Consider the following 23034-nt stretch of genomic DNA (forward strand, 5'->3'; position numbering starts at 1 on the left):
CCAACCGCCCGGGGAAGCGCTATACCCACACGTCAGCGACCCGCTCGGCGGCGGCGCGGCCGATCTCGCGACCGATCTGTGCACAGGGCCGGCGGATCCGCGGGTCGAGCGCATCGTCGCCGACCGCGGCGACCATCGCCGGGTTGGTGCGGATGACCTCGATATGCCGGGTGCCGCCCGCCCGCAGGTCGGCGATCTCGTCCGGCAGTCCCCGCAGCAGCGGATGCTCGCTATCGGCGAGGGTCGGGGTCAGCACCAGCACGGTGGACGCGCCGGCCGCCACGTCGGCATTGGTTCCCGACCACACCCCACCGTCGACGTACGGCAGATCTCCGATGACGACCGGCGGCCAGGCGCCGGGGACCGCACAGCTCGCGGCGACCGCGTCGAGCAGGGAGACCCCACCGAACCGGTCGATGACCACCCGATCACCGGTATTGGCATCGACGATCGGCAACCGCAGGTCGCGGTCCGGCCAGTCGAGGACGGGTAGCCGCGCCCGCACGGCGGCCATACGCCGATCGGGTTCGACGGTCTCGACGTTCATGGCGATCTTGCCGATCCGTCGCCGCAGGTCGGCCGCCGACGTGGCCTCGTCCGCGGCCGCCGCAAACGCCTCCGCCAAGGCGACCGGGTCGCCGATCGGCAGGATCTCGGCGGACCGCTCGTCGAGCTGGGCCTCGTAGAGCCGCTCGATCGGCGTTCCGCTGGTGATCTGGGCACCGACGGCGGAGCCGGCCGAGGTGCCGACCACCAGATCGGCACCCATGACCGCTTCGGCGAGCCTCCGGTCGGCGTCGGCGAGGCCGCGCAGCACGCCGATCTCCCAGGCGATGCCCGCCACCCCGCCACCCGCCAGCACCAGGGCACGCCGCGACCCGATCCCCGACCCGATGGTCATCACGCCCACCTTCACCCGGCCCGTGACACCCGGCCGGTGTGTCACGCCCACGATTGTCCCCCGCGGAGCCGGGGTGCGGGGAGGAACCGAACCGGGCACTCGCTCGGTCCGAGTCGAGCGCACCGATTGTCCGAATCGTCAACCAGGGGTTGACGGCAATCCATCGTCAACCTACGGTTGACGCATGACCGAGAACCCCACTCCCGCCCAGCTCACCGGCGTTCGCCTCGACGACCTGATCGCCTCGATCCGCACGGTCAATGAGGATCCGCTCGACCAACTGACCACCGCGATGACCGCCGCCGCGCACCTCGGCGACATCGGCGACAGCCTGATCGGGCACTTCGTCGACCAGGCCCGCCGGGCCGGCGCCTCGTGGACCGACATCGGTGCCAGCATGGGCGTCACCAAGCAGGCCGCACAGAAGCGCTTCGTCGGGCGCCGCGCCGCCGAGCAGAACCACACCGACCCGTTCGCCCGCTTCACCCCGCGCGCCCGCAATGCCGTGGTCTCGGCGACCAACCAGGCCGGTGCGACCGCCGCCGACCACGTGCGCCCCCTGCACCTCGCCCACGGATTGACCACCGAGCCCCAGTCGCTCGCGGGGATCGCGCTGCGCGACCTCGGCGTGGACATCGCCGCCCTCGCCGACGACAGCCCCTTCGCCGATCGCACCCCGGATGCCCCCGCGATGATCCCCTTCGACGACGGCTCCAAGGCGGTCCTCGAGGCGACGGTGGAGGCCTCGGTCGCGCTCGGTCACAACTACGTCGGCACCGAGCACCTGCTGCTCGGGCTCTACACCGATCCCGCGACCGCCGACCGGCTGCGGGCGCTGGGCGCCGATCCGGAGCGCCTGCAGGAGGTCATCGTCGAGAAGTTGTCGGCCCTGTCGTGACCAGCCGACGGTCGTGACGGTTCCCGAGCCGTCACGACCGGCGCACCGACCGGGTCAGGCCATCGCCTCCGGGGACTCCGGCAGGATCTGGCCGCCGTCGACCACCAGCGACTGACCGGTGATGTAGCCGGCCTCGCGGGAGGCCAGGAAAGCCGCCGCGTAGCCGATGTCCTCGGGCGTGCCGAGGGCGCCGAGCGGGATGGTCTTGGTCATACCGTCCAGGTAGTCCTGACCCATATCCGCCAGGCCCTCGGTGAGCACATTGCCGGGCAGGATTGCGTTGACGGTGATCCGGGCCGGGGCGAGTTCGATGGCGGCGGTGCGCAGGAAGCCCAGCTGGGCGGCCTTGGTCGCACCGTAATGCGACCACCCGGGGTATCCGGTGATCGGGCCGGTGATCGACGAGGTCAGGATCACCCGGCCGCGACCGGACTTCTCGAGGGCGGGCAGCGCGGCCTGCACGGTGAAGACGGTGCCCTTGACGTTGACGCCGAGGATCTGGTCGACGTTCTCCTCGGTCATCTCCTTGAGCGTGGCCTCGGGAAAGATGCCGGCGTTCGCACACAACACGTCCAGGCCGCCGAGCGCCGCGACCGCGTCCTGGACGATCGAGGTCGCGGTGGCGCGGGTGGAGATGTCCCCGGAAACGGTGACCACCTCCGAGGCGCCGGCCTCACGCAGCCCGTCGGCCGCGGTGTGCAGGTCCGCCACCGAACGGGCGGTGATCGCGACCTTCGCTCCCGCTCGGGCGAAGACCGTGGCGATGCCCAGGCCGATGCCCTTGGACCCTCCGGTGACAAGGACACGGACGTCGGACAGGTCGAACACGTGGCATCACTCCCGGTTGGTTGCCGCGGCGGGCCGCAGCCAGGTCGGATCGGTCAGAAATCTCTGGGCCAACTCGACCGTCCCGGCGCCGTATCCGGTGCCGAGTTCGACCGCGGGCGGTGACTGCGGGTGAGTGCCCAACCAGGCGGTGAGCATCAGTCGCCGCAACATGACGAAGGTGGACACCATCGCCAGATCGTCCGAGGTCAACGGGCGCACCGAGGTGTATCCGGCGATCCAGTCGTCGATGGTCTCCGCGACCGCGTCGGTGTGCTCGAGCCAGGACACAACCGTCGCCAGGTCGTAGAGGAACCAGCCGTAGCCGCAATCGTCGAAGTCGATGACCGTCAGCTGCAGGTCGTCGTCGATCATCAGATTGGCCAGTCGCAGGTCGGCGTGCACCAGGCTGTAGCGGTCCCGCCCCTTCCCGTACGCGGCAAGGTTGTCCATGATGCGGGCGGTCGCCGCGGCCAGGGTCGGGTGATCGGCCGCGCCGACCCCGGGGGCGACCGTCCACGATCCCCAGCGGGCGTCGGGCCCCAGGCAGGTATCCGCGTCCCAGTGGAAGCGCACAAAAGCCGGCGGCGGCGTCCAATTCTCGACCTGCAGATGCATCCGCGCGGTCAGAACACCGAGGTCACGAGCCGAAATCGGGTGCGGGGAGTCCTCGCCGGTCTCCCCGTCGACCACGGTGAACGCGACGACGTGCCGCTCCCCCTCGGGGCGTTCGAGTCGGACGATCGGTTCGCCGGCGGTCGTGGGCACCACCGCCGGGGTCCGCACGCCGCAGTCCTCGCGCAGCGCGTCGGTCCAGGCGAGTTCGGAGCGGATCGAGTCCACATCCTGGTAGCCGTAGCGATGCACTCGGACCACGAATCGGCGTTCGGTGTCGGTCACCAAGTACGTGCCGTTTTCCGAGAGGCTCAGCAGCGTGACCTGCACGTCGGAGCCGACACCGTAAGCGGGCAGCGCCTCGGCCAGGAGACTGTCACAGTCCTCGATCGTCAGCTGCATGCACGGTCCCTCGTCATTCCCCACGGCCGTCGCTACCCACGGCGGTGACCAGTGAAACGGTTCGGCGGCCATCTCGCCCGTCGGAAGGCGACCTTTCACCCAGACGTAACAGCGCGGGTTCGGGATACTACCCGGGTGACCGGTTCCAGCATCCTCGACGCCAACGCCTATCGCGGCTCCGATGAGGACGACGCACTGCTGCGCCGTCGCCGCGAGGTTCTCGGTCCGGCCTATCGGTTGTTCTACCGCAAGCCGATCGAGTTGGTGCGCGGTTCCGGGACCCGTCTCTACGACGCCGACGGGGTCGAATACCTCGATGCCTACAACAATGTCGCCTCCGTCGGGCACGCCCATCCGCACGTCGCCGCCGCGGTCGCCGAGCAGGTCGCCCGGTTGACCACCCACACCCGCTACCTCGACCGGGCGTTGATCGACTACGTCGAACGGCTGCTGGCCCTGTTGCCACCGTCGGCGGATCGAATGGTGTTGACGTGCACCGGGTCCGAAGCGAACGACCTGGCGATCCGGTTGGCGCGGGCCGCCACCGGTGGGACCGGGTTGATCGTGACGTCGGAGGCGTACCACGGCAATACCGATCTGGTGACGGGGGTTTCGCCGTCGCTGGGCGGCGGGGTGGGCGTCGGTCCGGATGTCTGGCTGGTCCCCGCGCCCGACCCGGTGCGGCGGCCGTCCGACGATCCGGCGGCGGACCTCACCGCAGCGGTCGAGGGTGCGTTGGCGGAGATGGTGGAGCGCGGGGTGCACCCGGCGGCGCTGCTGGTCGACTCGGCGCTGTCGTCCGACGGCATCCACACCGACCGCGGCCTGCTGACCGGCGCCGTCGCGGCGGTGCGACAAGCGGGTGGGGTGTTGATCGCCGACGAGGTCCAGCCCGGTTTCGCCCGGACCGGCGACTCGTTCTGGGGGTTCGCCCGGCACGACGTGGTGCCCGAGATCGTCACCATGGGCAAGCCGATGGGCAACGGTCTGCCGATCGCCGGGGTGGCGGCGGCGGACGCGATCATGGAGCCGTACGCGGCTGCCGCCCCGTACTTCAACACCTTCGGCGGCACCCAGGTCGCTGTGGCCGCGGCTGCGGCGGTGCTCGACGTGATCGAACGGGAAGGATTGCAGGACAACGCCCGTCGCGTCGGCGAGTACTTCCGCTCGACCCTCACTGAGGTGGCGAAGCGGCATCCGGTGATCACCGACGTGCGCGGCGCGGGCCTCTACGTCGGGGTGGAACTGGTCGCCGAGGCCGGGACCACCACCCCCGGTGGCGACCTGGCAGCGGATGTCGTGAACGGGATGCGCGAGCGGCGCGTCCTCACCTCGGTCTGCGGCCCCTACGGCGCCACCCTGAAGGTGCGCCCACCCCTCCCGTTCTCAACGGCCGACGTCGACCGGTTCTGCACCGAGTTGGACGCGGTCCTCACTGCCCTCACCTGATAGCTACGGCATCCCCATCGCAGGCTGCCAGCGGTCCGTGACAGCCGCTCGCAGAGTCAGGACCGCATCGCGATCCAGTTCATCGGACGGTTCCGGCTCGTAGTTCTCGAACTTCTGGGCAAACGCGTCTGCGCACTGCACGATCTCGTCTACACGTCGGGGCATAGCCATCTCTTCGGGAGTTCTCCGGCGCACCATGTCGTGGGCAGGATCCTCCGCACCGTTGTCGTCCGGCAGGTCATCCATATCAACGATGATCCCCCGACCCGAGGAACCAACCACCTGCGTGCCGACGTCCAAGTCTTGGAAGCTCGGTGCGCGTTGTGGAACTACCCCACCGACGATCCGCCGCCGAAAAGTGTGCCCTTTACGGGTATAGTTGGGATGGACACTGTTGTTGGTACTCAAACGGAAGACCTTCGCTCGGTGGCAGGCAAGCGAGAATTTCGACGATTCGGTTCTCTGCCGAGCTGTGCGGGAGATGGAAAGCGGCTTGATCGACGCGGATCTCGGCGGCCTTCTGTACAAGAAGCGTGTGGCGAGGCCCGGTGGCGGCAAGCGCGGTGGCTACCGAACACTACTGTCCGCTCGAATCGGCAACCGGTACGTCTTCATGCACGGGTTTCCCAAGAGCAACATCTCGAATATCACGCAGCGCGAACAGCGAGCACTGCAGTTCGCCGGGCGGGTATTCCTCGATTTGTCGGGGACCGAACTGTCGAATGCGTTGCAATCCGGCGTACTACAGGAGGTGCACTGTGAGTGAGATTGTGGAATCGCTGCGCGATGACCTGGCTGCACTCAACGCCGCTGGGGCCATCGACAAGGTGACCATGCGCGAGTTCGACGCGATCTGCCCGCCGCCGGTCCGCGACTTCAGCCCGGCCGACATTCGCCGACTCCGCGAGGGCCTGAGGTTCAGTCAGCCCGTTTTCGCATTGCATCTGCACATCACCGCATCGACAGTGCGCAAGTGGGAACAGGGCGAGACGCAACCGTCGGGAGCAGCCCTGAAGCTGCTCAACATCCTCGCCGACAAGGGTCTGCAAGCGATCATCTGATCCATTCAACCGCCGGTGGAACCGGTCGGTCGGCCGCTGCGTCCAAACCCTCGGAGTTCGACGAACGAGAGGGTGGGACGGATGGTGGACGGCGAGATCCTGCGCATCGAGCCCGGCGCCGCCGAGCGAATCGCCCGGGCATTCGAGGTACATGCCGACAACCTCCTGGAGGTATCGAACAAGCTGCGCCGTTCGGGGTTCTCCACCGGATTCGCCGGATTCCCGTCCGCAGTTGAACTGGACATCGGCTTCTCGGAGAAGCGCAATCAGGCGATCGCCCACCTCCTGCAGCAGGTCGAGACCGCACGGGTGATGGCCGCCACTATCCGAGCAGCGGGTGCCGCCTACCGTGGCGCGGACACCGAGGCCGGGCGCGCCATCCACTCGGCTGCCGGCGGTTCGGGACAGGTCACGGGCCCATGAGATCGCCGCTGCTAGTGGCCGGTGTGCTCGCGATGGGAGTCACGGTCGGTGGGTGTTCGCGAACCGACGATGCCGTCGTCTCGGCCCCATCCGACGTCGCCGCCGACTCCGAGGCGCCGACGACGGCTTCCGTGTCCGGGCTTCCCGACATCACCTTCGATCCCTGCGCCGCGATCGACGATGCCACCCTGGTCCGATTCGGCTTCGACCCCGCAACCAGGTTCGCGGAAAACAGCAGCATCGGCATCCGGGAACTCGAGACCTGCACCGTCGACGGCTACGACCGCAGCCTCAACGTCATCGCGCAGAACCGACCCTGGGAGGAGTTGCCGCCCACGCTCTCCGGACCCACCGAACCGATCGATGTGAACGGTCGCGAGGCGATCCACGCCACGGATGCGATGGGGACGCCATCCTGCACGGTCCTCATGCGGACCGACTTCGGAGCGGTCATCATCGACGTCGCCATCTACCGCCAACCCGATTCGCCGGCCGACCTGAACGCGTGCGACGGCATCATGCAGATCGCCGAGACGGTCGAACCGCTGATCGACAGCTGACGCCCCGCAGCGGCAGGGGCGGTCAGCCGGCGGCGATCCGTTCGCGGGCGGCGGCGACCAGCTCGGCGTTGGTGTGGGCGTGCCCCCACAGACCCCAACCACCCTCGGGCGCCTCGGTCAGCAGGACCCAGGTGCGTTCCCGCAGGGACTCGTCGCCGGCGGCGCTCGCGACCAGCGCGGTCAGCTCCGCCACCACGGCGAGCTGCTTATCCCGGTCGAGGGCCCCGGCGTTGGTGAGGACCTGCACCCGCACGTAGTTCGACTCCCCCGCCACATTGGAGATAGCCGCGGCCGGGAGTTCGTGCACGAAGGCGGCGGTGTTCTCGCGGAACATCGCGATATCGGGCACCTGCTCGACTCGCATGACCGCCGCCGCGGCGTCGCGGGCCAGGGCGTGCGTATCCGCAAAGGTCCCGGCGGGCGCGTAGATGTCGATCATCGGCATGGCGATTCCACTTCCAGTGATCCCGGTGAGACCGAGTCGGCCTCTATACCGATCAGCATATTATGTCGATCGGTATAGTCGAGCGGTAGGGTGGGACCGTGACCGACGCACGCACCCGGATGATCACCGCGACGACGCGGGTTCTCGCGCAGCGGGGATACGAGGCGGCCTCGCTGTCGACCATCATCGAAGCCGCCGACGCCCCGCGCGGATCGGTCTACCACCACTTTCCCGGCGGTAAGGACGAGATCGTGCGCGCCGCGGTCCATCTGCAGGTCCAGCAGGCCGCCACGATCCTCGAGACGCTGCGCGGCCGCCCGCCCGCGGAGGTGATCGCCGGCTTCGTCGACATGTGGCGGACGCTGCTCGCCCACACCGACTTCGCGCTCGGCTGCTCGCTGGTCGGCCTGACCGTCTCGGGCTCGAGCGCCGACCTGCAGGCCGAGGCGGCGGCCGCGTTCGCGGTGTGGACCGACGGACTGGCCACGTTGCTCGTCGACGGCGGCATCCCCGCCGCCCGCGCCGCGGACCTGGCGACGACCGTCCTGGCGTCCTGCGAGGGCGCGGTCGTGCTCTGCCGGGCGCGCCGCACGCTCGCCCCACTGGCCACCGTGGAAGCCTTCCTCGTCGACGCCGCCACCCCACCGACATCCGAGAACGCCATTGATGAGGGCAATCCTCGCCAATAGGTGAAACCTCTCGGGAATTACGTGAGAATCGTTCGGAATGTCCCTCGATATACGCGCAATTCGCCTATCGTGCAGCCCGATTCCGCAATTCCCGGCTAGCCTGGGGCCGATGAGCAGGCGAAATGGGGGAAGCGTGACCACGCGCGAAGACGTATCCGAAGCCAACCGCAGCATCTTCGACGGCATTTCCGCGGTGTCCGACTACCACAAGGGATTTCGCAGCACCGGATTCCTCGATGCCGGTGAACGGGCCGCATTGTTGTCGGTTGCCGACGCCGTCCGCGGGCAGCCCGCGCTCGACCTCGGGGTCGGCGCGGGACGCACGACCACGCTGCTGCGCCTGCTGACCGATCATTACGACGCCGCCGATTACGCGCCGCGCATGGTCGCCGAGTTCCACCACAATTTCCCGGAGCTGCCGGTCCGGGTCGCCGACGCCCGCGACCTCGGCGACTACCCCGACGACGTCTACGCATTGACCCTCTTCAGCAACAACGCGATCGACGCGGTCGGGCGCGCGGAGCGCCCGCGAGTGCTGCGGGAGTTGGCGCGGGTCACCCGGCCGGGCGGCTACCTCATCTTCAGCACCCTGCATCGCGGCGGGCCGTCCTACGCCGAACGCCCCCTGCAGCTGCGCCGCCCGACGCGGCGGTTCTCGCTGCGGCAGATCGTGATCGACAACATGCGCCTGCTCGCCCGACCGGGCCGAGCGCTGCGGGCGATCCGTTCCTGGCGCGCCAACCGCGCCCGCATCGACGACCACGGCAGCTGGGCGGTCGGACCGCTCGCCGCCCACGAGTTCGGCCTGATCGTGCACTTCACCACCTACGAGGATCTGATCGACCTGCTGCACTCGACCGGTCTGTCCGACGTCGTCGTCTTCGACGAATCCGGCCTGCCGATCGCCGCGGACGCCGACGCCGCCGGGGCGGACAGCTTCACCGTCGTCGCCCGGGTCCCGGCCGCCTGATCGGCCGACCGGATCCACGGCGCACCGCGCATATCGATCGGCGCCGGCAACCCCCGGAAACGGTTGGCATCTGTCACCCTCTACCCATGAGTGAGCCGTCCACCGGCGCGTCCGCACGCACGAGCCGCATCGAGACCACCGGCATCGAGGTGGTCGCACCCGAGGAACGCACCGCCAAGCCGCGGGATCTGTTCTGGCCGTGGTTCGCCGCGAATATCTCGGTCTTCGGGATCAGCTACGCGTCGTTCATCTACGGCTTCGGGATCAGCTTCGGTCAGGCGCTGGTCGTGACGGTGATCGGCGTAACGCTGAGCTTCCTGGCCTGCGGGATCGTCGCGCTCGCCGGCAAGCGCGGATCGGCGCCGACGATGATCCTGTCGCGGGCGCCGTTCGGCGTCGCCGGGCAGAAGGTTCCCGGCGTCTTCTCCTACCTGATCTCGATGGGTTGGGAGACGTTCCTGGCGATCATGGCGGTGCTCGCGACGGCCACGATCGTCGAACGGCTCGGCGGGGGCGGCGGCACCGGCACGAAGCTGATCGCGATGCTGGTGGTCGCGGCGCTGATCGTGAGCGCCTCGGTCGCCGGCTACCACCTGATCATGCGGCTGCAGTCGGTGCTGACCTGGCTGACCGGCGGCATCACGCTGCTGTACATCCTGTTGACCTTCTCCGAGATCGACTTCGGCGCGGTCGGGCAGATGCCGAGCGGCTCGACCCAGTCGCTGATCGGCGCCCTGGTGATGGTGATGACCGGCTTCGGCCTCGGCTGGGTCAACATCGCCGCCGACTGGTCGCGCTACCAGCGCCGGGACGCCTCCGGCCGCGCGATCGTGTTCTGGAATACCTTCGGCGGCGCGGTCGCCCCGACGCTGCTGGTGGTCTACGGCCTCGCGTTGATCGCCACCCGACCGGACCTGATGGACGGGATCGCCAACGATCCGATCGGCACCCTCGCGGCCCTGCTGCCCACCTGGTTCCTGGTGCCGTTCCTGATCGCCGCGGTGCTGGCTCTGGTAAGCGGCGCGGTGCTGGGCATCTACTCCTCCGGGCTGACCCTGCTGAGCCTCGGACTGAAGGTGCGCCGGCCGGTCGCCGCGGGCATCGACGGCACGATCCTGACCCTCGGCGCGATCTGGGTGGTCTTCTTCGCCGAGAACTTCCTCGGGCCGTTCCAGTCGTTCCTGATCACCCTCGGCGTCCCGATCGCCGCCTGGGCCGGGATCATGATGGCCGACATCGTGCTGCGCCGCCGCGACTACGACGATGACGCCCTGTTCGACCCGACCGGACGGTACGGGGCGTGGAACTGGTCGTCGATCGCGCTGCTGCTGGTGGCCTCGGTGGTCGGCTGGGGGCTGGTGATCAACAACTTTGCCGAGGACGCCTCGTGGAACAACTGGCAGGGCTATCTGCTGGGTCCGCTGGGCCTGGGCGGCCGGGACGGCGCCTGGGCGTGGGCCAACCTCGGAGTGCTCTTTGCACTGGTCATCGGCTTCGTCGGCTACCTGATCCTCGGTCGCGCGGCGGTCCGGCGGCAGGAGGCCGATCAACTGCTCACTCGGTGAGGGCGGTCACCGCCCGGTCGGACAGGTCGCCCTACCGACGTACGGTTCGGTGGTCCGGGCATCGCAAACCCGGTTAGCATGCCTAAATGTCCGAACCCTCGAGCGAACAGAATTTCCCGGCGGTAGACCATCCCACCGCCACGGCGACGGGCCACCAGTCGGTCGATCTGGCGAGTCTCGCCACTTCACTGGCCGCCGATCCCACGACGGACTGGGCCCGCGTCGAAACCTGGAGCGCATTCATCCCGCCGCAGGCCAGATCACTGATCACCCTGGTCAACTGGCAAGAGGCCCCGTACCAGCAATGGGCCTTTCAGCACATGCGTGAACTCATGCCGTCGCATCTGATCGAGGCCGCGGCCGATCCGTCCCCGCTGTTGGCAGGCTCCGTGGATATCAACGGCGTCGCCGTCGAGGGCAGCAAGTGGAACACCGTCGGCGAGACCCTCGCCGGTACGGATACGGATGGTTTCCTGATCCTGCGTGGCGACCGCGTCATCAGCGAGCAGTACTTCGGTTCGATGAACTCCCGCACCCGGCATCTGGTGATGTCGGTCACCAAGTCGATCGTGTCCTGCGTGGCAGCGACCCTCGTCGCCGAGGGCAGGCTGGATCCGGCGGCACCGGTGGAGCGGTACGTCCCGGAGCTGGCGAATACCGGCTACGCGGGGGCACGGGTGCGCGACGTGCTCGACATGCGCACCGGGGTCAAGTTCAGCGAGGCGTACCTCGACCCGGATGCCGAGGTCCGCATCATGGAACGGTCGATGGGGTGGGCTCCGCGCAAGGAGGACGACCCGCTGGGTATGTACCCGTACATCCTGACCATCAAGTCCGAGGGTCGGCACAACGACGTCTTCACCTACCGCAGCATCGACACCGACACCCTCGGTTGGATCTGCGAACGGGCCGCGGATCAGCGGATGGCCGACATGATCAGCGCGCGGATCTGGCAGCCGATCGGCGCCCAGAACGACGCGGAGATCACCGCCGACCCGCTCGGCGTCGCCATCCACGACGGCGGCCTGTCGTGCACCCTGCGCGATATGGCCCGGTTCGGCCGCCTGCTGCGCGATCGAGGCCGTGTCGGCGACCACCAGGTCATCTCCGCGTCCTGGATCGACGACGCCTACGACCGTCCGGACGACGTCCGCGACGCCTTCGCCCGCTCGGACAACGAGCCGTACCTGACCGGCGGCTGGTACCGCAACAAGTTCTGGTTCATCCCCGGTGACAATGGCCCGATCCTGCTGTGTCTGGGTATCCACGGACAGATGATCTTCGTCGACCGGGCGCACAACCTGGTCGGCGTGAAGCAGTCCTCCTGGCCCACCCCGCAGGACCCGGCGAAACTGGCCGGCACGATCAGCGCGTTCAAGGCGATAGGCCGCCACCTGTCGGCCTCCTGACACCGCCGGCACCTGTCGGCCTCCCGACGGGCCGCCCCGCACGAGAAAGGGCCCGCTCCACGACGGAGCGGGCCCTTCTCGGTGTTCGACCTACTTGAGGTAGGTCAGCGGGTGGACCAGGCCCTCGGTGGGCGTGGTGGGTACCTCGGCGACGTAGGCGTCGTGAATACCGGTGATGAACTCGCGGCACTTGTCGGTGAGCTCTTTGTCCTCGGTCTGCATCCGCGCCTTGGCGACCAGGATGCCCAGGTCCGCGCCGCGGAAGAGATAGTCGCCCTCGCCGTAGACGCGCAGGAAGAACGCCTCGTCCGAGTCGGACAGATCGTGCCAGTCGAGGGTATTGCGCTGGTACTCGAGCAACCCCTCGCCGTTGAGCCGGTAGATGCCGGTCTTCGGGGCCTCCTCGATGAACCGGATGCGCCGATCCGACGTCTTCATGATCAGCTGGCTCCAGACGTCGATCGCCGCGAGCTCGAGCCAGCGCTCGTTGACCTCGTCGACATCGATGTGATAGTCGACGCCGAGGAATTCGAGCAGGTGAAACAGGAACAGCGGGATGTCGGCGTAGGCGCCGGCGGTGACGTTGGTCATCGACGAGGCGCCGGAGATCCGCGGATTCAGCTCGCCGAGGTAGACCTCGTCGGTGTCGGTGTCGACCAGCACGTCGATCTCGAAGAAGCCGATATAGCCCTCCTCACGCAACCGGTCACCGAGGCGGCGGACGTGGCCGACCGCGCGGGTCCGCTGCTCCGGGGTGAGCGCCTCCGGGTACAGATCGTTGCCGCACCACCCGCCGCGGTACGGGGTCAGCTCCTTGTAGCCGGTGAGATCGGTCATGAACGGGCCGACGATCGTGCCGTGCCGGGTGTTGACCGCCTCGACCGCGACGGCGCGGTTGTTGATCCGCTTCATCACCTTGACCTGCTCGCCGACCACATCGGCCGAGCAGGCGTTCCAGTCCTCGCGGGAGGCGACGAAGTAGGTCGTCTTGCCCGAGTCGCCGTACGCGGTCTGCAGCACCATGTCGGTGCCGAGCCCGGCCGCCTCGGCCTGCTTGGTCAGATCCTGCCAGTCCTCCACCGTCGTAAGGATGTTCGGAACGCTGGGGGCGCCGGCCTCGTTACCCAACCGGGTGGTGGTGATCTTGGAGTCGAGATGGTTGCGCAGCGCGTAGCTGGGCAGGATCAGGTCGTAACCCGCTTCCTCGCAGATACGTTCGGTCTCCTCGTCGAAGAAGACCATCGCGACCTTGGGGCGGTCACCGGTGGTCCGCACCTGCGCGGCGATATGCGCGCGCACCGCCGGATGCTGGAGCAGGTAGTTGTTGATGTCCTCGCCGGAGCCGAAATCGGGATGCTCGATCTCCGGCGGCGAGTAGACCCGCGGGTGGTAGCCGTCCCAGGAATCGTAGTAGCTGATGTACGAGAAGTTGCGGACCCAGCGATCGAGGCCCAGCAGGTTGAACGCGGTCGGTCCCACGAAGAAGATCGGTGTTTCGTTGGTGCGGAAGAATGTTCGCACTTCGGACATATTCTTCAGCGTGCGCCGGGCCGGGGCCGTACCGCTCTCGGCGGGCGCCGCGGGCTCGGTATTCGTGGTCGCCGCGGGCTCGGCTGCGGTCGAGTCATCTGCGGGCATCGGCTCACTCCTCGGCGGGGACGGACGGTCGGTGACGGTGGGCTCCGGAGCATCCGGTCGCGTCGAGCGAGATCCTCGGGCGAGCCGGCGAACGCTCAGTACGCCACCTCGCCCCCATCGAAGCAACGGAGTCAGCCTCGGAAAATCCACCATCCCCCGATCGTTCCACAAGCGCGACCGGCAGGCTTGTCTATCCTGCGACGCCTACCCGGACGGAGGGCTCCCCGAGCGGCATAGCCACGCGCTCGCTCAGCGGTGAAAGGACACGTCGGGCCGCTCGTCCCGATCCAAGGCATCGCGCACCGCGTCCAGGCAGGCCATCCCGTCGGTGAACAACATGCCGTCGCGTGGTTGCGGCCAACTCGACAGCTTGACCACCACCATCCGATTGGGACCGTCGACCGCGATCATCTGTCCGTATACGCCGAGGCACAGCAACTCCCGCCGCCCCTGCTCCAGAACCCAGAATTGGTTGCGGTACATGCCATTCAGCGCGGTGGGGGTATCCGGGCCGAGCTCGGTGGTCAACCGCGCCCGAAACGCGTCGACCGAGTCGCCCTGCCCGATGAAGGTGTCCCGCAGGAAGATCGACGGAACCACCTGCACGTCGTCGACGGCGCCGCCGTCGAGCAGCATCCACCCGAAGCGCAGCACGTCGCGCGGCACCAGCGCCAGACCGCCGGCGGCCAGCACGTGGTCGTAGTCGTCGGTGCTGATCACCCCATCGGTCTCGGCGCCGATCGGGCCGAGGATGCGTCCGCCGATCAACGTATCCAACCTCTCGCCGGCGACGACCTCGACGATCCAGCCGAGGACCTCGGTGTCGGCGGACCGGTAGGCGAACGGACCGTGGTGGCGGGCCCGGCGGGCGACGGTCGCGAGGTAGGCGCGGATACCGCCGGCGCCGAGCGGGGTCGGCGGGGCGTCGCCGTGGTAGATCCACCATCCCGCGCGCCGGCCGAGTTCGGCCAGTTCGCTGTCGTCGACGTCGTATTCCTCGCGGTAGTCCCCGCCGGTGCGCATATCGAGCAGATCGCGCACGGTGGCGTTCGCGTAGCCGCCGACGGCCAGGCCGGAGACGTAGTCGGTGACCGGACGATCTGGTTCCAGTTCACCGGCGTCGATGAGAATTCCTGCGAGACAACCGATCACGGACTTGGTGACCGACTGCAGCAGGTGCGGCGTCGTCTCGGCCTCGGGATAGGCGTAGTACTCGCAGACGAGCTCACCGTCGGCCAGCACCAGAAACGCCTCGGTATGGCTGCGGATCAACACGTCGAGCAGCGGCGTCTCGCCACCGCGCGGATCCGCGACCGGTGCGGCCAACAGATCGACGGGTCGAGCCGGAATCTCGCGGACCGGACCGTTGCCACGCGGAACGACTCGGGTCTGCACCGCTTACCTCCTCCATCGACGAACTCCCCCCGAGCCGGCCGCACATCGGGCGCGTACCGGCGGGCGGTCTACTCGTCGATGTCGAGGTCTCGATCCAGGTCGAGGTCGACGTCGGATTCGCCGATGATGTGGACGGCGGCTTCCTCCGCGGAGGCTCCCGCACCGTCGACGCCGACGTCCTCGGCCCAGGCATCGGCGTCGGTGTCCTCGCCGGAACCCTCGTCCTCGGCAACGAGGCGACCGGCGCGCGCGAAGCCGACCTGTCCGTCGCCCTCCCAGTCGTCCTCGGCGGGAATCGCGTCGGGGTCGTCCCCGCCGAGCAACTCCTGCTCGCCGGATTCGTTGTCGGGTGCGCCGTAGGCGGAGGCAGGATCGGGGACCTCCTGCTCGATCCGCTCGTCGATCGTGTCGTGGGTCGCGTCGTCCCAGCGCCCGTTCTTCAACGCCGAGGGCTCGCGGTCCGGCGGCGAGTAGCCGCGGTCGAGGACGTCGGCCACCTCGTCGTCGATCAGCGAGTCCTCCGGCTGCAGCTGATCCGCGCTGTCCTCGAGGTAGGTACCCTCCGGGTCTCCGTAATCCGATCGATCCGACATGGACCCATCGTATGCCCGTGGTGGCTTTGTCCCGAACCCCCCGTCCGGGCGTCGTGGCGGTGTCGGTCGGGCAGCTCGGCGGGGTCGGTCGAGTTATCGATCGAGTACCTCGAGCAGGCGATCGATGTCCGCGTCGGTGGTGTAGAGGTGCGGGGCGACGCGGGTGGCGCCCGCCCGGCCGGCGACCCGGATTCCCGCCTCCCGCAGCTCGCCGACCAGGTCGCGCCCGTGGGCGGGTATCGACACGATCGGCGACGGGCGGTCGGGCATCCCCAGGTGCTCGCGTACCCGGCCGGCCAGATCGATCACCTGCTTCTCGATCGCGGGCCGATCCTGTTCGAGCAGCCAGGTCATCGAGATCGCGGCCCCGGCCACCGCGAACCAGGTGGCGGAGGCGTCGAAGCGACGCGCCCGGTCGGACAGGTGCATCGGTAGCCCGTAGACGCTGCGCCAGGGTTCGACCGCGGCGGTCCAGTTGGCGGCGTGCGGGGTCATCCGATCGGCGAGGCGCTCCGACAGGGCGATCCAGCTGGTGCCGCGCGGGGCGAGCAGCCACTTGTAGCTCGCCCCGACCACGGCGTCCGCCCACCCGAGATCGAGCATCATCCAGCCGGCGGCCTGGGTGACGTCGAGGACGATCAGCGCGTCGCCCGCGTGGGCGCGCAGGGTGTCCAGATCGAGCACGGCCCCGTCCGCCGACTGGACGACCGCGGCGGCGACGACGTCGAATTCGCCGGCGCGGGACTCGAGCTCGCCGGGGGCGAGTTCGGTCAGCGTGATCGATCGGCCCTGTTGGGCGGCAAAGGGATAGGTCACCGAGGTGAACTCGCCGGGCAGCACCGCGACCCGCGACCCATCGGGGATCGCCGCGGCGACCAGTCCGAGGCAGGTCGAGACCGTGCCGAGCATCGCGACCCGATCGGCCGCAGCGCCGACGAACCGTCCGTAGGCGGCGCGGGCGGTCGCGGTCGCCGCGTCGAATTCGTCGGGGAACATCCGGCCGGAGGCCCAGCGCTCGACCGTGTCGCGGACCACCGCCGCCGCGGAGCCCGGTGGGATGCCGGTCGAGGCGGTGTCGAGGAATCCTTCGCAGCCGTCGAACGTCTCGCCTCGGATCGCGCGCATCGCCCGATTCTAGAAGTCGGTCACTTGGAGTCGGGTGCGCCGGGACGGTCGCCAACCGGGGCCACCGACTCGCCCGCGGCCCGGGCCCCGCGGATCGCGGTGATCGCGGCGGCGATCCGGGCACGGCCGGGCCGCTGCGGACGCGGTAGCAGGTCGAGCGTCTCGATGGTGACCTGGATCGCCGCCTCGGTATAGCGGGCCGGGTAGGTCATCGCGCAGCCGATCAACCACACGGACGCCGATACCGACCGCAGCGTCTGCCAGGGCACCAGGTCGTCGTCGGTGACCGGCGGCCGACCCATCGCGGCACAATAGCGGTCGACCGCGGGCCGCCCGCTGCCGTCGCCGAGCAGGACGGCGAGGTCGGCTTCGGCGGGTCCCAGGCCGGTCTCCTCGAGGTCGATGAAGATCCAGCCGCGAAAGGGCGCGTGGACCGCGTTGCCCGGATGCGCGTCACCGTGCAGGACGACCGCCGGTCCGCGAGCGAGCACCGGGGCAACCCGTTGCAGAGCGGCTCGGTGCAGATCGTCGATCGCGTCGACCACCGCCGCGTCCACCCCGGCGGCCGACAGTCCCCGCAGACCCTCGCGCACCCCGTCGCCCAGTGCCGGGATCGTCGGCAGGCCGAGCCCGTCGGGCGTCAACTCGCGGTGCAGGCGTACCAGCAGGTCCGCGACCTGGTTCGGGGACGCCTCGCCGCCGTCGGGCGCGACGTCGCGCCAGAAGGTCAGGTGCAGTCCGTCGGCGTGGTGCGGACCGGGGTCGAGCGTGTCCGCGGGCAGCATCACCGGCAACCCCAGCTCCGCGGCCCGGCCGGCGACGAGCAGTTCGCGGGCCAGCCACCGCTCGGGATGGCGACGTTGCAGCCCGGTATGGGTGCTGACTCGCGCCGCGATACCGAGCGCGGGGACGGCGACCCACAAGGAGCCGCGGGCGGAGCGCACGTCGAGGCTCGGCCTGCCCCGACCGAGGGTCTCGAGCGCGCTGTGGACGGCGGCCAGCCCGCGCCCCAGGAGGGGATCGTCCATGCCCGGAAGTATCGGCCCGGCTCCGGCAGTCGGCAATCCGACAGCGGCGCGACGTGCGGCGATGCCCGTTTCGACCGATATATTCTGGTTGGAATACTCCACGTGGAGTATTAGTCTACGGAGGGCACCGAACGGGTGACGGACAGGAAGGGACGGTGCCGATGTCGACGCCATCGCGGTCGGGTCAGCTCACCGCCCTGAGCATGTCCGCCCTCGCGCTGCTGCTCGAGGGCCCGCGCCACCCCTACGAGATGTTCCAGATCATGATGAGCCGCCGGGAGGACGTGATCGTCAAACTCCGCGCCGGCACCCTGTATCACTCGGTCGGACGGCTGGCCGACGGCGGGTTGGTGCGCGCGATCGGCACCGAACGCGACGGCAACCGCCCCGAACGCACCACCTACGAGATCACCCCGGCGGGCCGGGAGGCCCTGCGCGGCGCCGTCGCCGAACGCCTCGCGGTCCCCGCCAGGGAGTACCCGATCTTTCCCGTCGCCCTGGCGGAGATCCACGCGCTGCCGGCCGAGGAGGCGATCGACCGCCTGCGGACCCGCCTCGACGCCGTCCGCGAGGACGTCCGGATGCTCGAGACCGGGCGCGAGGCCGCCCTCGGGCGCGGCACCCCACCGATCCACCTGCTCGACCTCGACTACCTGATCACCCAACGACGCGGCGAGATCGACTGGCTCATGCGGGTCATCGACCGCATCGGTACCCCGGAACTCGCCTGGTCGCCCCATTCCGGGGCCACCGGCTTCGACCAGAAGGCGCAACTGTGACAACCAACCCGACCGCCGAGCCCGCGGGCGATTCCGCGCCGGCCCACTCGTGGTCCGACAATCCCTGGCCCGGCTTGTGGGCCATGGTCATCGGCTTCTTCATGATCCTGGTCGACTCGACGATCGTCTCGGTCGCGACCGACGCGATCATGGTGGGCCTGGACACCGACCTGAACAACGTCGTCTGGGTGACCAGCGCCTACCTGCTCGCGTACGTGGTGCCGCTGCTGATCTGCGGCAAGCTCGGCGACCGCTTCGGGCCGCGCAACGTCTACCTGGTCGGTCTGGTGATCTTCACCGCCGCTTCCGCCTGGTGTGGATTCGCCGATACGGCAAGTGCGCTGATCATGGCGCGCGTCGTACAGGGCATCGGAGCGGCATTGCTGACGCCGCAGACGTTGGCGGTGATCACCCGGACCTTCCCGCCGGCCCGACGCGGCGCGGCGATGGGCCTGTGGGGTTCCGCCGCCGGCGCCGCCATTCTCGTCGGCCCGCTGGCGGGTGGCGTACTGGTGGACAACTTCGGCTGGGAGTGGATCTTCTTCGTCAACGTCCCGGTCGGCATCATCGCCTTCGCCCTGGCCTGGCGGTTGGTACCCCACCTGCCCACCAACCGACACCGCTGGGACGTGCCGGGCATCCTGCTCAGTGGAGTCGGCCTGTTCTGTATCGTCTTCGGGCTGCAGGAGGGTGAGCGCTACAACTGGGGCACGATCACCGGACCGATCTCGGTGTGGTCACTCATCGGAGTCGGCGCCGTGGCGATCGGCATCTTCGTGTGGTGGCAGTCGCGGGCGAGCGAGCCGCTGATGCCGCTGCGCCTGTTCGCCGATCGCAACTTCACGCTGGCGAATATCGCGATCACCACGATGGGCTTCGCGGTGACCGGTATGGCGATCCCGCTGATGCTCTTCGCGCAGAAGTCGATGGGCCTGACCCCGCTGCGGGCGTCGTTGTTGATGATCCCGTTTGCGGTCTCGGCGCTGGTGCTGGCCCGACCGGTCGGGCTGCTGGTCGACCGTGTCCACCCCCGCTACCTCGGCGCGTTCGGATTCCTGGCGTTCGCCGCCGGCCTGTTCTGGCTCGGCGCGATCGCCGACGCGAACGTATCGGTGGTCTCGATCCTGATCCCGCTGACCGTGATGGGCATCGGCAGCGCCTTCGTCTGGCCGTCGATGTCGGCGACCGCGACCCGGAATCTGCCGATGCAACTGGCCGGTACCGGTTCGGCGGTCTACAACATGACCCGCCAGGTCGGCGCGGTCCTCGGCAGCGCGGCGGTCGGCGCGTTGATGCAGAACCGGATCGCCGCGCATCTGCAGGAGATCGCCGGTGGAGCCGCGGCGGGCGGGCAGATTCAGTCGGCACAGGGAGCGTTGCCGGAGGCCCTGATCGGGCCGTTCGCCCGATCGATGGGTCAGAGCATCTGGCTGCCGGCCGCGGTTCTGCTGATCGGCGTGGCGGCGGCGATGTGCTTCGCGCGTCCCGCCCACCAGGTCGAGCGGCAGCAGGGCGCGGTCGCCGAGGGTGCCGCGAGCCGCAGCTGATCGATCGGACGGGCGGTGGCGCGTCAGGCCCGCGCCGCCGCCCGTTCGCGGTACCAGGCCCGCGCCGTCGGCGTTTGCAGAATCAGCGCCGATGCGATCGGGTAGAGCGCCAACAGCGGAGCGGACCGATCGCCGGAGCCGAACCCGACCACGAGCTGCAGGAGCAGGTAGCAGCCGGCCGCGATCGCCAGCCCCGTCGCTGCCCACGCTCGGCCGGTCAGCACGACGACGGCCAGCACGATCGCGGCGATCGACAGCACGACGACACCGACCGGGGCCGGCGACCCGAATCCTCCGCCCGTCTCACCACCGTCGACCACCGCCTCCATGCCGGCCACGGTCACCAGCATCAGTGCGGCGGCCGACAGGGCGACGATCCCGCCCGCCAGCGCCATCCCTGCCCCGATCATCACGCTCACCGGAGTACCCCGGGTCATCCGTCCTCCCCACTGGTCGATCACTCGACTGCGCCGACCCGTCCCGGTCTCGGCTCGGGTTGGTCCCGTCACGATACGTCCGGTGGACCGCGGCCTCGCAGACCGCTCGGTTCCACGTGAAACCGCACGATCCCCCGGCGAGCAGGACGTTCGGTTCACAAACGGGTCTTGAAACCATCGGAACGCCGGGCCTACGCTCGGTCGGAGGACTTACTCCGCAGTAAGAAGCTGCAGCAGGACGCTGCCGGCAGAGGAGCACACCGCATGACGATCCAGCGGCTCGACGTCGAATTCCGCTCCGACGGGACCACCTGTCGCGCCTGGCTCTACCTGCCGGCCGGGCCGCCCGCCCCGGTGATCGTGATGGCCCACGGCCTCGGCGCGACCCGGGGGATGCGCATCGACGCGCACGCGGAACGCTTCGCCGCCGCCGGCTACGCCTGCCTGCTGTTCGACTACCGCTACTTCGGCGACAGCGACGGGCAGCCGCGTCAACTGCTCGATATCGACAGCCAGCTCGCCGACTGGTCGGCCGCGGTCGACTACGCCCGGACCCGCCCCGAGGTCGACGGCAGCCGGATCGTCCTGTGGGGGACGTCGTTCTCCGGCGGGCACGTCATCACCACCGCCGCTCGGCGCGCCGACGTCGTCACCGCGACGATCGCGCAGTGCCCGTTCACCGACGGCTACGCCTCCGCGCTGGCGATGGATCCGCGCACCTCGATCAAGGTGGGGTTGCGGGCGGCCCGCGATATCGCCGGATCCCTGGTCGGCCGGCCGCCGGTGATGGTCCCGCTGGTGGGGCCGCTCGGCAGCGGCGCGCTGATGACCGCGCCCGACGCGATGCCCGGCTACCTGGCCCTGGCGGATGACCCGACGCAGGTCCGCAACGAGGTCGCCGCGCGGGTCGGCCTGCGCATTCCGCTGCGTCGCCCCGGCCGGGATACCGCCCGGGTGCGGTGCCCGATCCTGTTCTACGTCTGCGATCCCGACTCGGTCGCCCCGGACAAGGCGACATTGCGGCACGCGGCCCGCGCCCCTCACGGCGAGGTGATCACCTACCCGGCCGGGCACTTCGAGATCTACGTCGACCCCCATTTCGACAAGGTGATCACCGATCAGATCGACTTCCTGCGGCGGCACGTTCCGGTGGCGGGGGCGAGATAACCTCGCCGGCGTCGATCCGGAATGGAATCGTCGGACATGACCTAGGGTCGCGACGGGCGGTGTTGCCCGACCGGGTCGCCCGCCCGCTACCGAAAGGTGTCCGACGATGACCGTCACCAGCCGGCAGATCCGCCTCGCCAAACGTCCGGTGGGACTGCCCGACATCTCCACGTGGGAGTTGACCACCGAGGAGTTGCCCGCCCCCGGTCCGGGGCAGATCCTGGTGGCGGTCGACCACATCTCGATCGACCCGGCGATGCGCGGCTGGCTCAACGACACCCGCTCGTACGTTCCCCCGGTGGGCATCGGCGAGGTGATGCGCGCGATCGCCACCGGCACGGTCATCGCCTCCGAGAGCCCGGAGCGTCCGGTCGGCTCGCATGTGCGCGGCATGTTCGGCGTCGCCGACCACGTGATCGTCGACGCCGCGACCACCGATCCGATCGATCCGGCGATCGCGAGCGAGGCGACCTGGCTCGGCGCGCTCGGTATGCCCGGCATGACCGCCTACTTCGGTTTGTTCGACGTCGGCCGCCTGCGGGACGGCGAGACGGTGGTCGTATCCGGGGCAGCGGGCGCGGTCGGCAGCGTGGTCGGCCAGCTGGCGAAGGCGCGCGGCTGTCGGGTGATCGGCATCGCCGGCGGCCCGGACAAGTGCGCCTGGCTCGAGGAGATCGGCTTCGACGCGGCGATCGACTACCGCCAGGGCGACGTGACCGCCAAGCTGCGCGAACTGGTGCCGGGCGGCATCGACGTCTACTTCGACAACGTCGGCGGCGAGATCCTCGATGCCGCCCTCGCCAACCTGCGGCGCGGCGCGCGGATCGTGCTCTGCGGGGCGATCTCCTCGTACAACGCCGAGGATCTGCCGCCGGGGCCCCAGCGGTATATGGCGCTGCTGGTCTTCCGCGCCTCGATGACCGGCTTTCTGGTCTTCGATTACGCCGACCGCTTCCCCGAGGGCGTCGCCGCGATCGCGGCCCTGATCGACTCCGGCGCGCTGGTGGCCCGCGAGACCGTGGTCGGCGGGGGCATCGAGGGCTTCCCCGAGGCTCTGCTGGGCATCTACCAGGGCATCAACACCGGCAAGCTCGTCCTGACGGTCCCCTGAGC

At 69.2% G+C, this 23034-nt stretch carries 25 protein-coding genes; 14 read left to right on the plus strand and 11 right to left on the minus strand.

The genetic code is table 11. The annotated features are described in order from the left end of the window. Positions 1–19: 19 nt before the first annotated feature. Positions 20–901 carry a patatin-like phospholipase family protein gene (locus MB1_RS01895; protein ID WP_066903474.1) on the minus strand — a complete coding sequence of 294 codons (882 nt, stop codon included), beginning with the start codon at positions 899–901 and terminating at the stop codon, positions 20–22. Positions 902–1085: 184 nt separating this feature from the next. Here MB1_RS01895 and MB1_RS01900 point away from each other — a divergent pair, with 184 nt between their 5' ends. After that, complete coding sequence (locus MB1_RS01900; RefSeq protein ID WP_066903087.1) at positions 1086–1799, plus strand: Clp protease N-terminal domain-containing protein; 714 nt, start codon at positions 1086–1088, stop codon at positions 1797–1799. Between the two features lie 54 nt (positions 1800–1853). Here the strand turns inward: MB1_RS01900 and fabG are convergent, their stop codons facing one another. Continuing rightward, positions 1854–2627 (minus strand): 3-oxoacyl-ACP reductase FabG, encoded by a 774-nt coding sequence (fabG, locus tag MB1_RS01905; protein ID WP_066903089.1) that lies wholly within the window; start codon positions 2625–2627, stop codon positions 1854–1856. Positions 2628–2633: 6 nt separating this feature from the next. Further along, the gene (locus tag MB1_RS01910; protein WP_066903091.1) at positions 2634–3641 is read right to left on the minus strand and encodes a phosphotransferase enzyme family protein; all 1008 of its coding nucleotides are present in this window, start codon (positions 3639–3641) and stop codon (positions 2634–2636) included. A 135-nt stretch (positions 3642–3776) separates the two neighbouring features. On the opposite strand from MB1_RS01910, the gene MB1_RS01915 reads away from it, so the two are divergent. Then, a complete protein-coding gene (locus MB1_RS01915; RefSeq protein ID WP_066903093.1) occupies positions 3777–5090 on the plus strand; it encodes an aspartate aminotransferase family protein in 1314 nt (437 codons plus the stop codon). A 3-nt stretch (positions 5091–5093) separates the two neighbouring features. Here MB1_RS01915 and MB1_RS01920 read toward each other — a convergent pair whose 3' ends face one another. Beyond that, positions 5094–5336 (minus strand): hypothetical protein, encoded by a 243-nt coding sequence (locus MB1_RS01920; RefSeq protein WP_157083856.1) that lies wholly within the window; start codon positions 5334–5336, stop codon positions 5094–5096. Positions 5337–5484: 148 nt separating this feature from the next. On the opposite strand from MB1_RS01920, the gene MB1_RS01925 reads away from it, so the two are divergent. The 4 genes from MB1_RS01925 (at position 5485) to MB1_RS01940 (ending at position 7134) form a co-directional block, all read left to right on the plus strand. Then, positions 5485–5856: a type II toxin-antitoxin system RelE/ParE family toxin gene (locus tag MB1_RS01925; RefSeq protein ID WP_066903476.1), complete on the plus strand. Its 372-nt coding sequence runs from the start codon at positions 5485–5487 to the stop codon at positions 5854–5856. Continuing rightward, positions 5849–6151, plus strand: coding sequence for a helix-turn-helix domain-containing protein (locus tag MB1_RS01930; RefSeq protein WP_066903097.1), 303 nt, complete (start codon positions 5849–5851; stop codon positions 6149–6151). Before MB1_RS01925 ends, MB1_RS01930 begins: the two co-directional genes overlap by 8 nt. An 81-nt stretch (positions 6152–6232) precedes the next feature. Further along, positions 6233–6574 (plus strand): hypothetical protein, encoded by a 342-nt coding sequence (locus tag MB1_RS01935; RefSeq protein WP_066903099.1) that lies wholly within the window; start codon positions 6233–6235, stop codon positions 6572–6574. 32 nt (positions 6575–6606) lie between these two features. Then, positions 6607–7134 carry a DUF3558 domain-containing protein gene (locus tag MB1_RS01940; protein WP_169801580.1) on the plus strand — a complete coding sequence of 176 codons (528 nt, stop codon included), beginning with the start codon at positions 6607–6609 and terminating at the stop codon, positions 7132–7134. Between the two features lie 22 nt (positions 7135–7156). Here MB1_RS01940 and MB1_RS01945 read toward each other — a convergent pair whose 3' ends face one another. Next, on the minus strand, positions 7157–7579 hold the full coding sequence (locus MB1_RS01945; protein ID WP_066903103.1) for a tautomerase family protein: 423 nt from the start codon (positions 7577–7579) through the stop codon (positions 7157–7159). A gap of 98 nt (positions 7580–7677) precedes the next feature. Between MB1_RS01945 and MB1_RS01950 the strand changes: the two genes are divergently transcribed. The 4 genes from MB1_RS01950 (at position 7678) to MB1_RS01965 (ending at position 12212) form a co-directional block, all read left to right on the plus strand. Beyond that, positions 7678–8268, plus strand: coding sequence for a TetR/AcrR family transcriptional regulator (locus MB1_RS01950; RefSeq protein WP_066903105.1), 591 nt, complete (start codon positions 7678–7680; stop codon positions 8266–8268). 133 nt (positions 8269–8401) lie between these two features. Next, positions 8402–9238, plus strand: coding sequence for a class I SAM-dependent methyltransferase (locus tag MB1_RS01955; protein ID WP_066903107.1), 837 nt, complete (start codon positions 8402–8404; stop codon positions 9236–9238). An 86-nt stretch (positions 9239–9324) separates the two neighbouring features. Next, positions 9325–10803: a purine-cytosine permease family protein gene (locus MB1_RS01960; RefSeq protein ID WP_066903109.1), complete on the plus strand. Its 1479-nt coding sequence runs from the start codon at positions 9325–9327 to the stop codon at positions 10801–10803. Between the two features lie 86 nt (positions 10804–10889). Continuing rightward, positions 10890–12212 (plus strand): serine hydrolase domain-containing protein, encoded by a 1323-nt coding sequence (locus tag MB1_RS01965; protein ID WP_066903111.1) that lies wholly within the window; start codon positions 10890–10892, stop codon positions 12210–12212. Positions 12213–12302: 90 nt separating this feature from the next. On the opposite strand, the gene MB1_RS01970 is transcribed toward MB1_RS01965, so the two are convergent. The 5 genes from MB1_RS01970 to MB1_RS01990 form a co-directional block, all read right to left on the minus strand. Then, the gene (locus MB1_RS01970) at positions 12303–13850 is read right to left on the minus strand and encodes a biotin carboxylase (RefSeq protein ID WP_084350630.1); all 1548 of its coding nucleotides are present in this window, start codon (positions 13848–13850) and stop codon (positions 12303–12305) included. 249 nt (positions 13851–14099) lie between these two features. After that, on the minus strand, positions 14100–15245 hold the full coding sequence (locus MB1_RS01975; RefSeq protein ID WP_066903113.1) for a serine hydrolase domain-containing protein: 1146 nt from the start codon (positions 15243–15245) through the stop codon (positions 14100–14102). A 68-nt stretch (positions 15246–15313) separates the two neighbouring features. Further along, positions 15314–15838, minus strand: a complete 525-nt coding sequence (locus tag MB1_RS01980) for a DUF5709 domain-containing protein (protein ID WP_066903115.1) — start codon at positions 15836–15838, stop codon at positions 15314–15316. A gap of 93 nt (positions 15839–15931) precedes the next feature. After that, positions 15932–16963: an aminotransferase class V-fold PLP-dependent enzyme gene (locus tag MB1_RS01985; protein ID WP_066903116.1), complete on the minus strand. Its 1032-nt coding sequence runs from the start codon at positions 16961–16963 to the stop codon at positions 15932–15934. A gap of 20 nt (positions 16964–16983) precedes the next feature. Continuing rightward, complete coding sequence (locus MB1_RS01990) at positions 16984–17991, minus strand: aminoglycoside phosphotransferase family protein (protein ID WP_066903118.1); 1008 nt, start codon at positions 17989–17991, stop codon at positions 16984–16986. A 161-nt stretch (positions 17992–18152) separates the two neighbouring features. Between MB1_RS01990 and MB1_RS01995 the strand changes: the two genes are divergently transcribed. Together MB1_RS01995 and MB1_RS02000 are read left to right on the plus strand one after the other, a co-directional pair. Beyond that, complete coding sequence (locus MB1_RS01995; RefSeq protein ID WP_066903120.1) at positions 18153–18770, plus strand: PadR family transcriptional regulator; 618 nt, start codon at positions 18153–18155, stop codon at positions 18768–18770. Further along, on the plus strand, positions 18767–20317 hold the full coding sequence (locus tag MB1_RS02000; protein WP_439646914.1) for a DHA2 family efflux MFS transporter permease subunit: 1551 nt from the start codon (positions 18767–18769) through the stop codon (positions 20315–20317). Before MB1_RS01995 ends, MB1_RS02000 begins: the two co-directional genes overlap by 4 nt. Positions 20318–20340: 23 nt before the next feature. On the opposite strand, the gene MB1_RS02005 is transcribed toward MB1_RS02000, so the two are convergent. Next, positions 20341–20754 carry a hypothetical protein gene (locus MB1_RS02005; RefSeq protein ID WP_066903122.1) on the minus strand — a complete coding sequence of 138 codons (414 nt, stop codon included), beginning with the start codon at positions 20752–20754 and terminating at the stop codon, positions 20341–20343. A gap of 264 nt (positions 20755–21018) precedes the next feature. Here MB1_RS02005 and MB1_RS02010 point away from each other — a divergent pair, with 264 nt between their 5' ends. Continuing rightward, positions 21019–21921 (plus strand): alpha/beta hydrolase, encoded by a 903-nt coding sequence (locus tag MB1_RS02010; RefSeq protein ID WP_066903124.1) that lies wholly within the window; start codon positions 21019–21021, stop codon positions 21919–21921. 106 nt (positions 21922–22027) lie between these two features. After that, positions 22028–23032 carry an NADP-dependent oxidoreductase gene (locus MB1_RS02015; protein ID WP_066903126.1) on the plus strand — a complete coding sequence of 335 codons (1005 nt, stop codon included), beginning with the start codon at positions 22028–22030 and terminating at the stop codon, positions 23030–23032. Positions 23033–23034 lie beyond the last annotated feature (2 nt).

This window comes from Millisia brevis NBRC 105863, from assembly GCF_001552615.1.
Lineage (GTDB): Bacteria > Actinomycetota > Actinomycetes > Mycobacteriales > Mycobacteriaceae > Millisia > Millisia brevis.

Coding starts and splice junctions, on each gene's coding strand:
- MB1_RS01895 (WP_066903474.1), bottom strand. CDS start 901: ATGACCATCGGGTCGGGGATCGGGTCGCGGCGTGCCCTGGTGCTGGCG.
- MB1_RS01900 (WP_066903087.1), top strand. CDS start 1,086: ATGACCGAGAACCCCACTCCCGCCCAGCTCACCGGCGTTCGCCTCGAC.
- MB1_RS01910 (WP_066903091.1), bottom strand. CDS start 3,641: ATGCAGCTGACGATCGAGGACTGTGACAGTCTCCTGGCCGAGGCGCTG.
- MB1_RS01920 (WP_157083856.1), bottom strand. CDS start 5,336: ATGGATGACCTGCCGGACGACAACGGTGCGGAGGATCCTGCCCACGAC.
- MB1_RS01935 (WP_066903099.1), top strand. CDS start 6,233: ATGGTGGACGGCGAGATCCTGCGCATCGAGCCCGGCGCCGCCGAGCGA.
- MB1_RS01940 (WP_169801580.1), top strand. CDS start 6,607: ATGGGAGTCACGGTCGGTGGGTGTTCGCGAACCGACGATGCCGTCGTC.
- MB1_RS01945 (WP_066903103.1), bottom strand. CDS start 7,579: ATGCCGATGATCGACATCTACGCGCCCGCCGGGACCTTTGCGGATACG.
- MB1_RS01960 (WP_066903109.1), top strand. CDS start 9,325: ATGAGTGAGCCGTCCACCGGCGCGTCCGCACGCACGAGCCGCATCGAG.
- MB1_RS01965 (WP_066903111.1), top strand. CDS start 10,890: ATGTCCGAACCCTCGAGCGAACAGAATTTCCCGGCGGTAGACCATCCC.
- MB1_RS01970 (WP_084350630.1), bottom strand. CDS start 13,850: ATGCCCGCAGATGACTCGACCGCAGCCGAGCCCGCGGCGACCACGAAT.
- MB1_RS01980 (WP_066903115.1), bottom strand. CDS start 15,838: ATGTCGGATCGATCGGATTACGGAGACCCGGAGGGTACCTACCTCGAG.
- MB1_RS01985 (WP_066903116.1), bottom strand. CDS start 16,963: ATGCGCGCGATCCGAGGCGAGACGTTCGACGGCTGCGAAGGATTCCTC.
- MB1_RS01990 (WP_066903118.1), bottom strand. CDS start 17,991: ATGGACGATCCCCTCCTGGGGCGCGGGCTGGCCGCCGTCCACAGCGCG.
- MB1_RS01995 (WP_066903120.1), top strand. CDS start 18,153: ATGTCGACGCCATCGCGGTCGGGTCAGCTCACCGCCCTGAGCATGTCC.
- MB1_RS02005 (WP_066903122.1), bottom strand. CDS start 20,754: ATGACCCGGGGTACTCCGGTGAGCGTGATGATCGGGGCAGGGATGGCG.
- MB1_RS02010 (WP_066903124.1), top strand. CDS start 21,019: ATGACGATCCAGCGGCTCGACGTCGAATTCCGCTCCGACGGGACCACC.
- MB1_RS02015 (WP_066903126.1), top strand. CDS start 22,028: ATGACCGTCACCAGCCGGCAGATCCGCCTCGCCAAACGTCCGGTGGGA.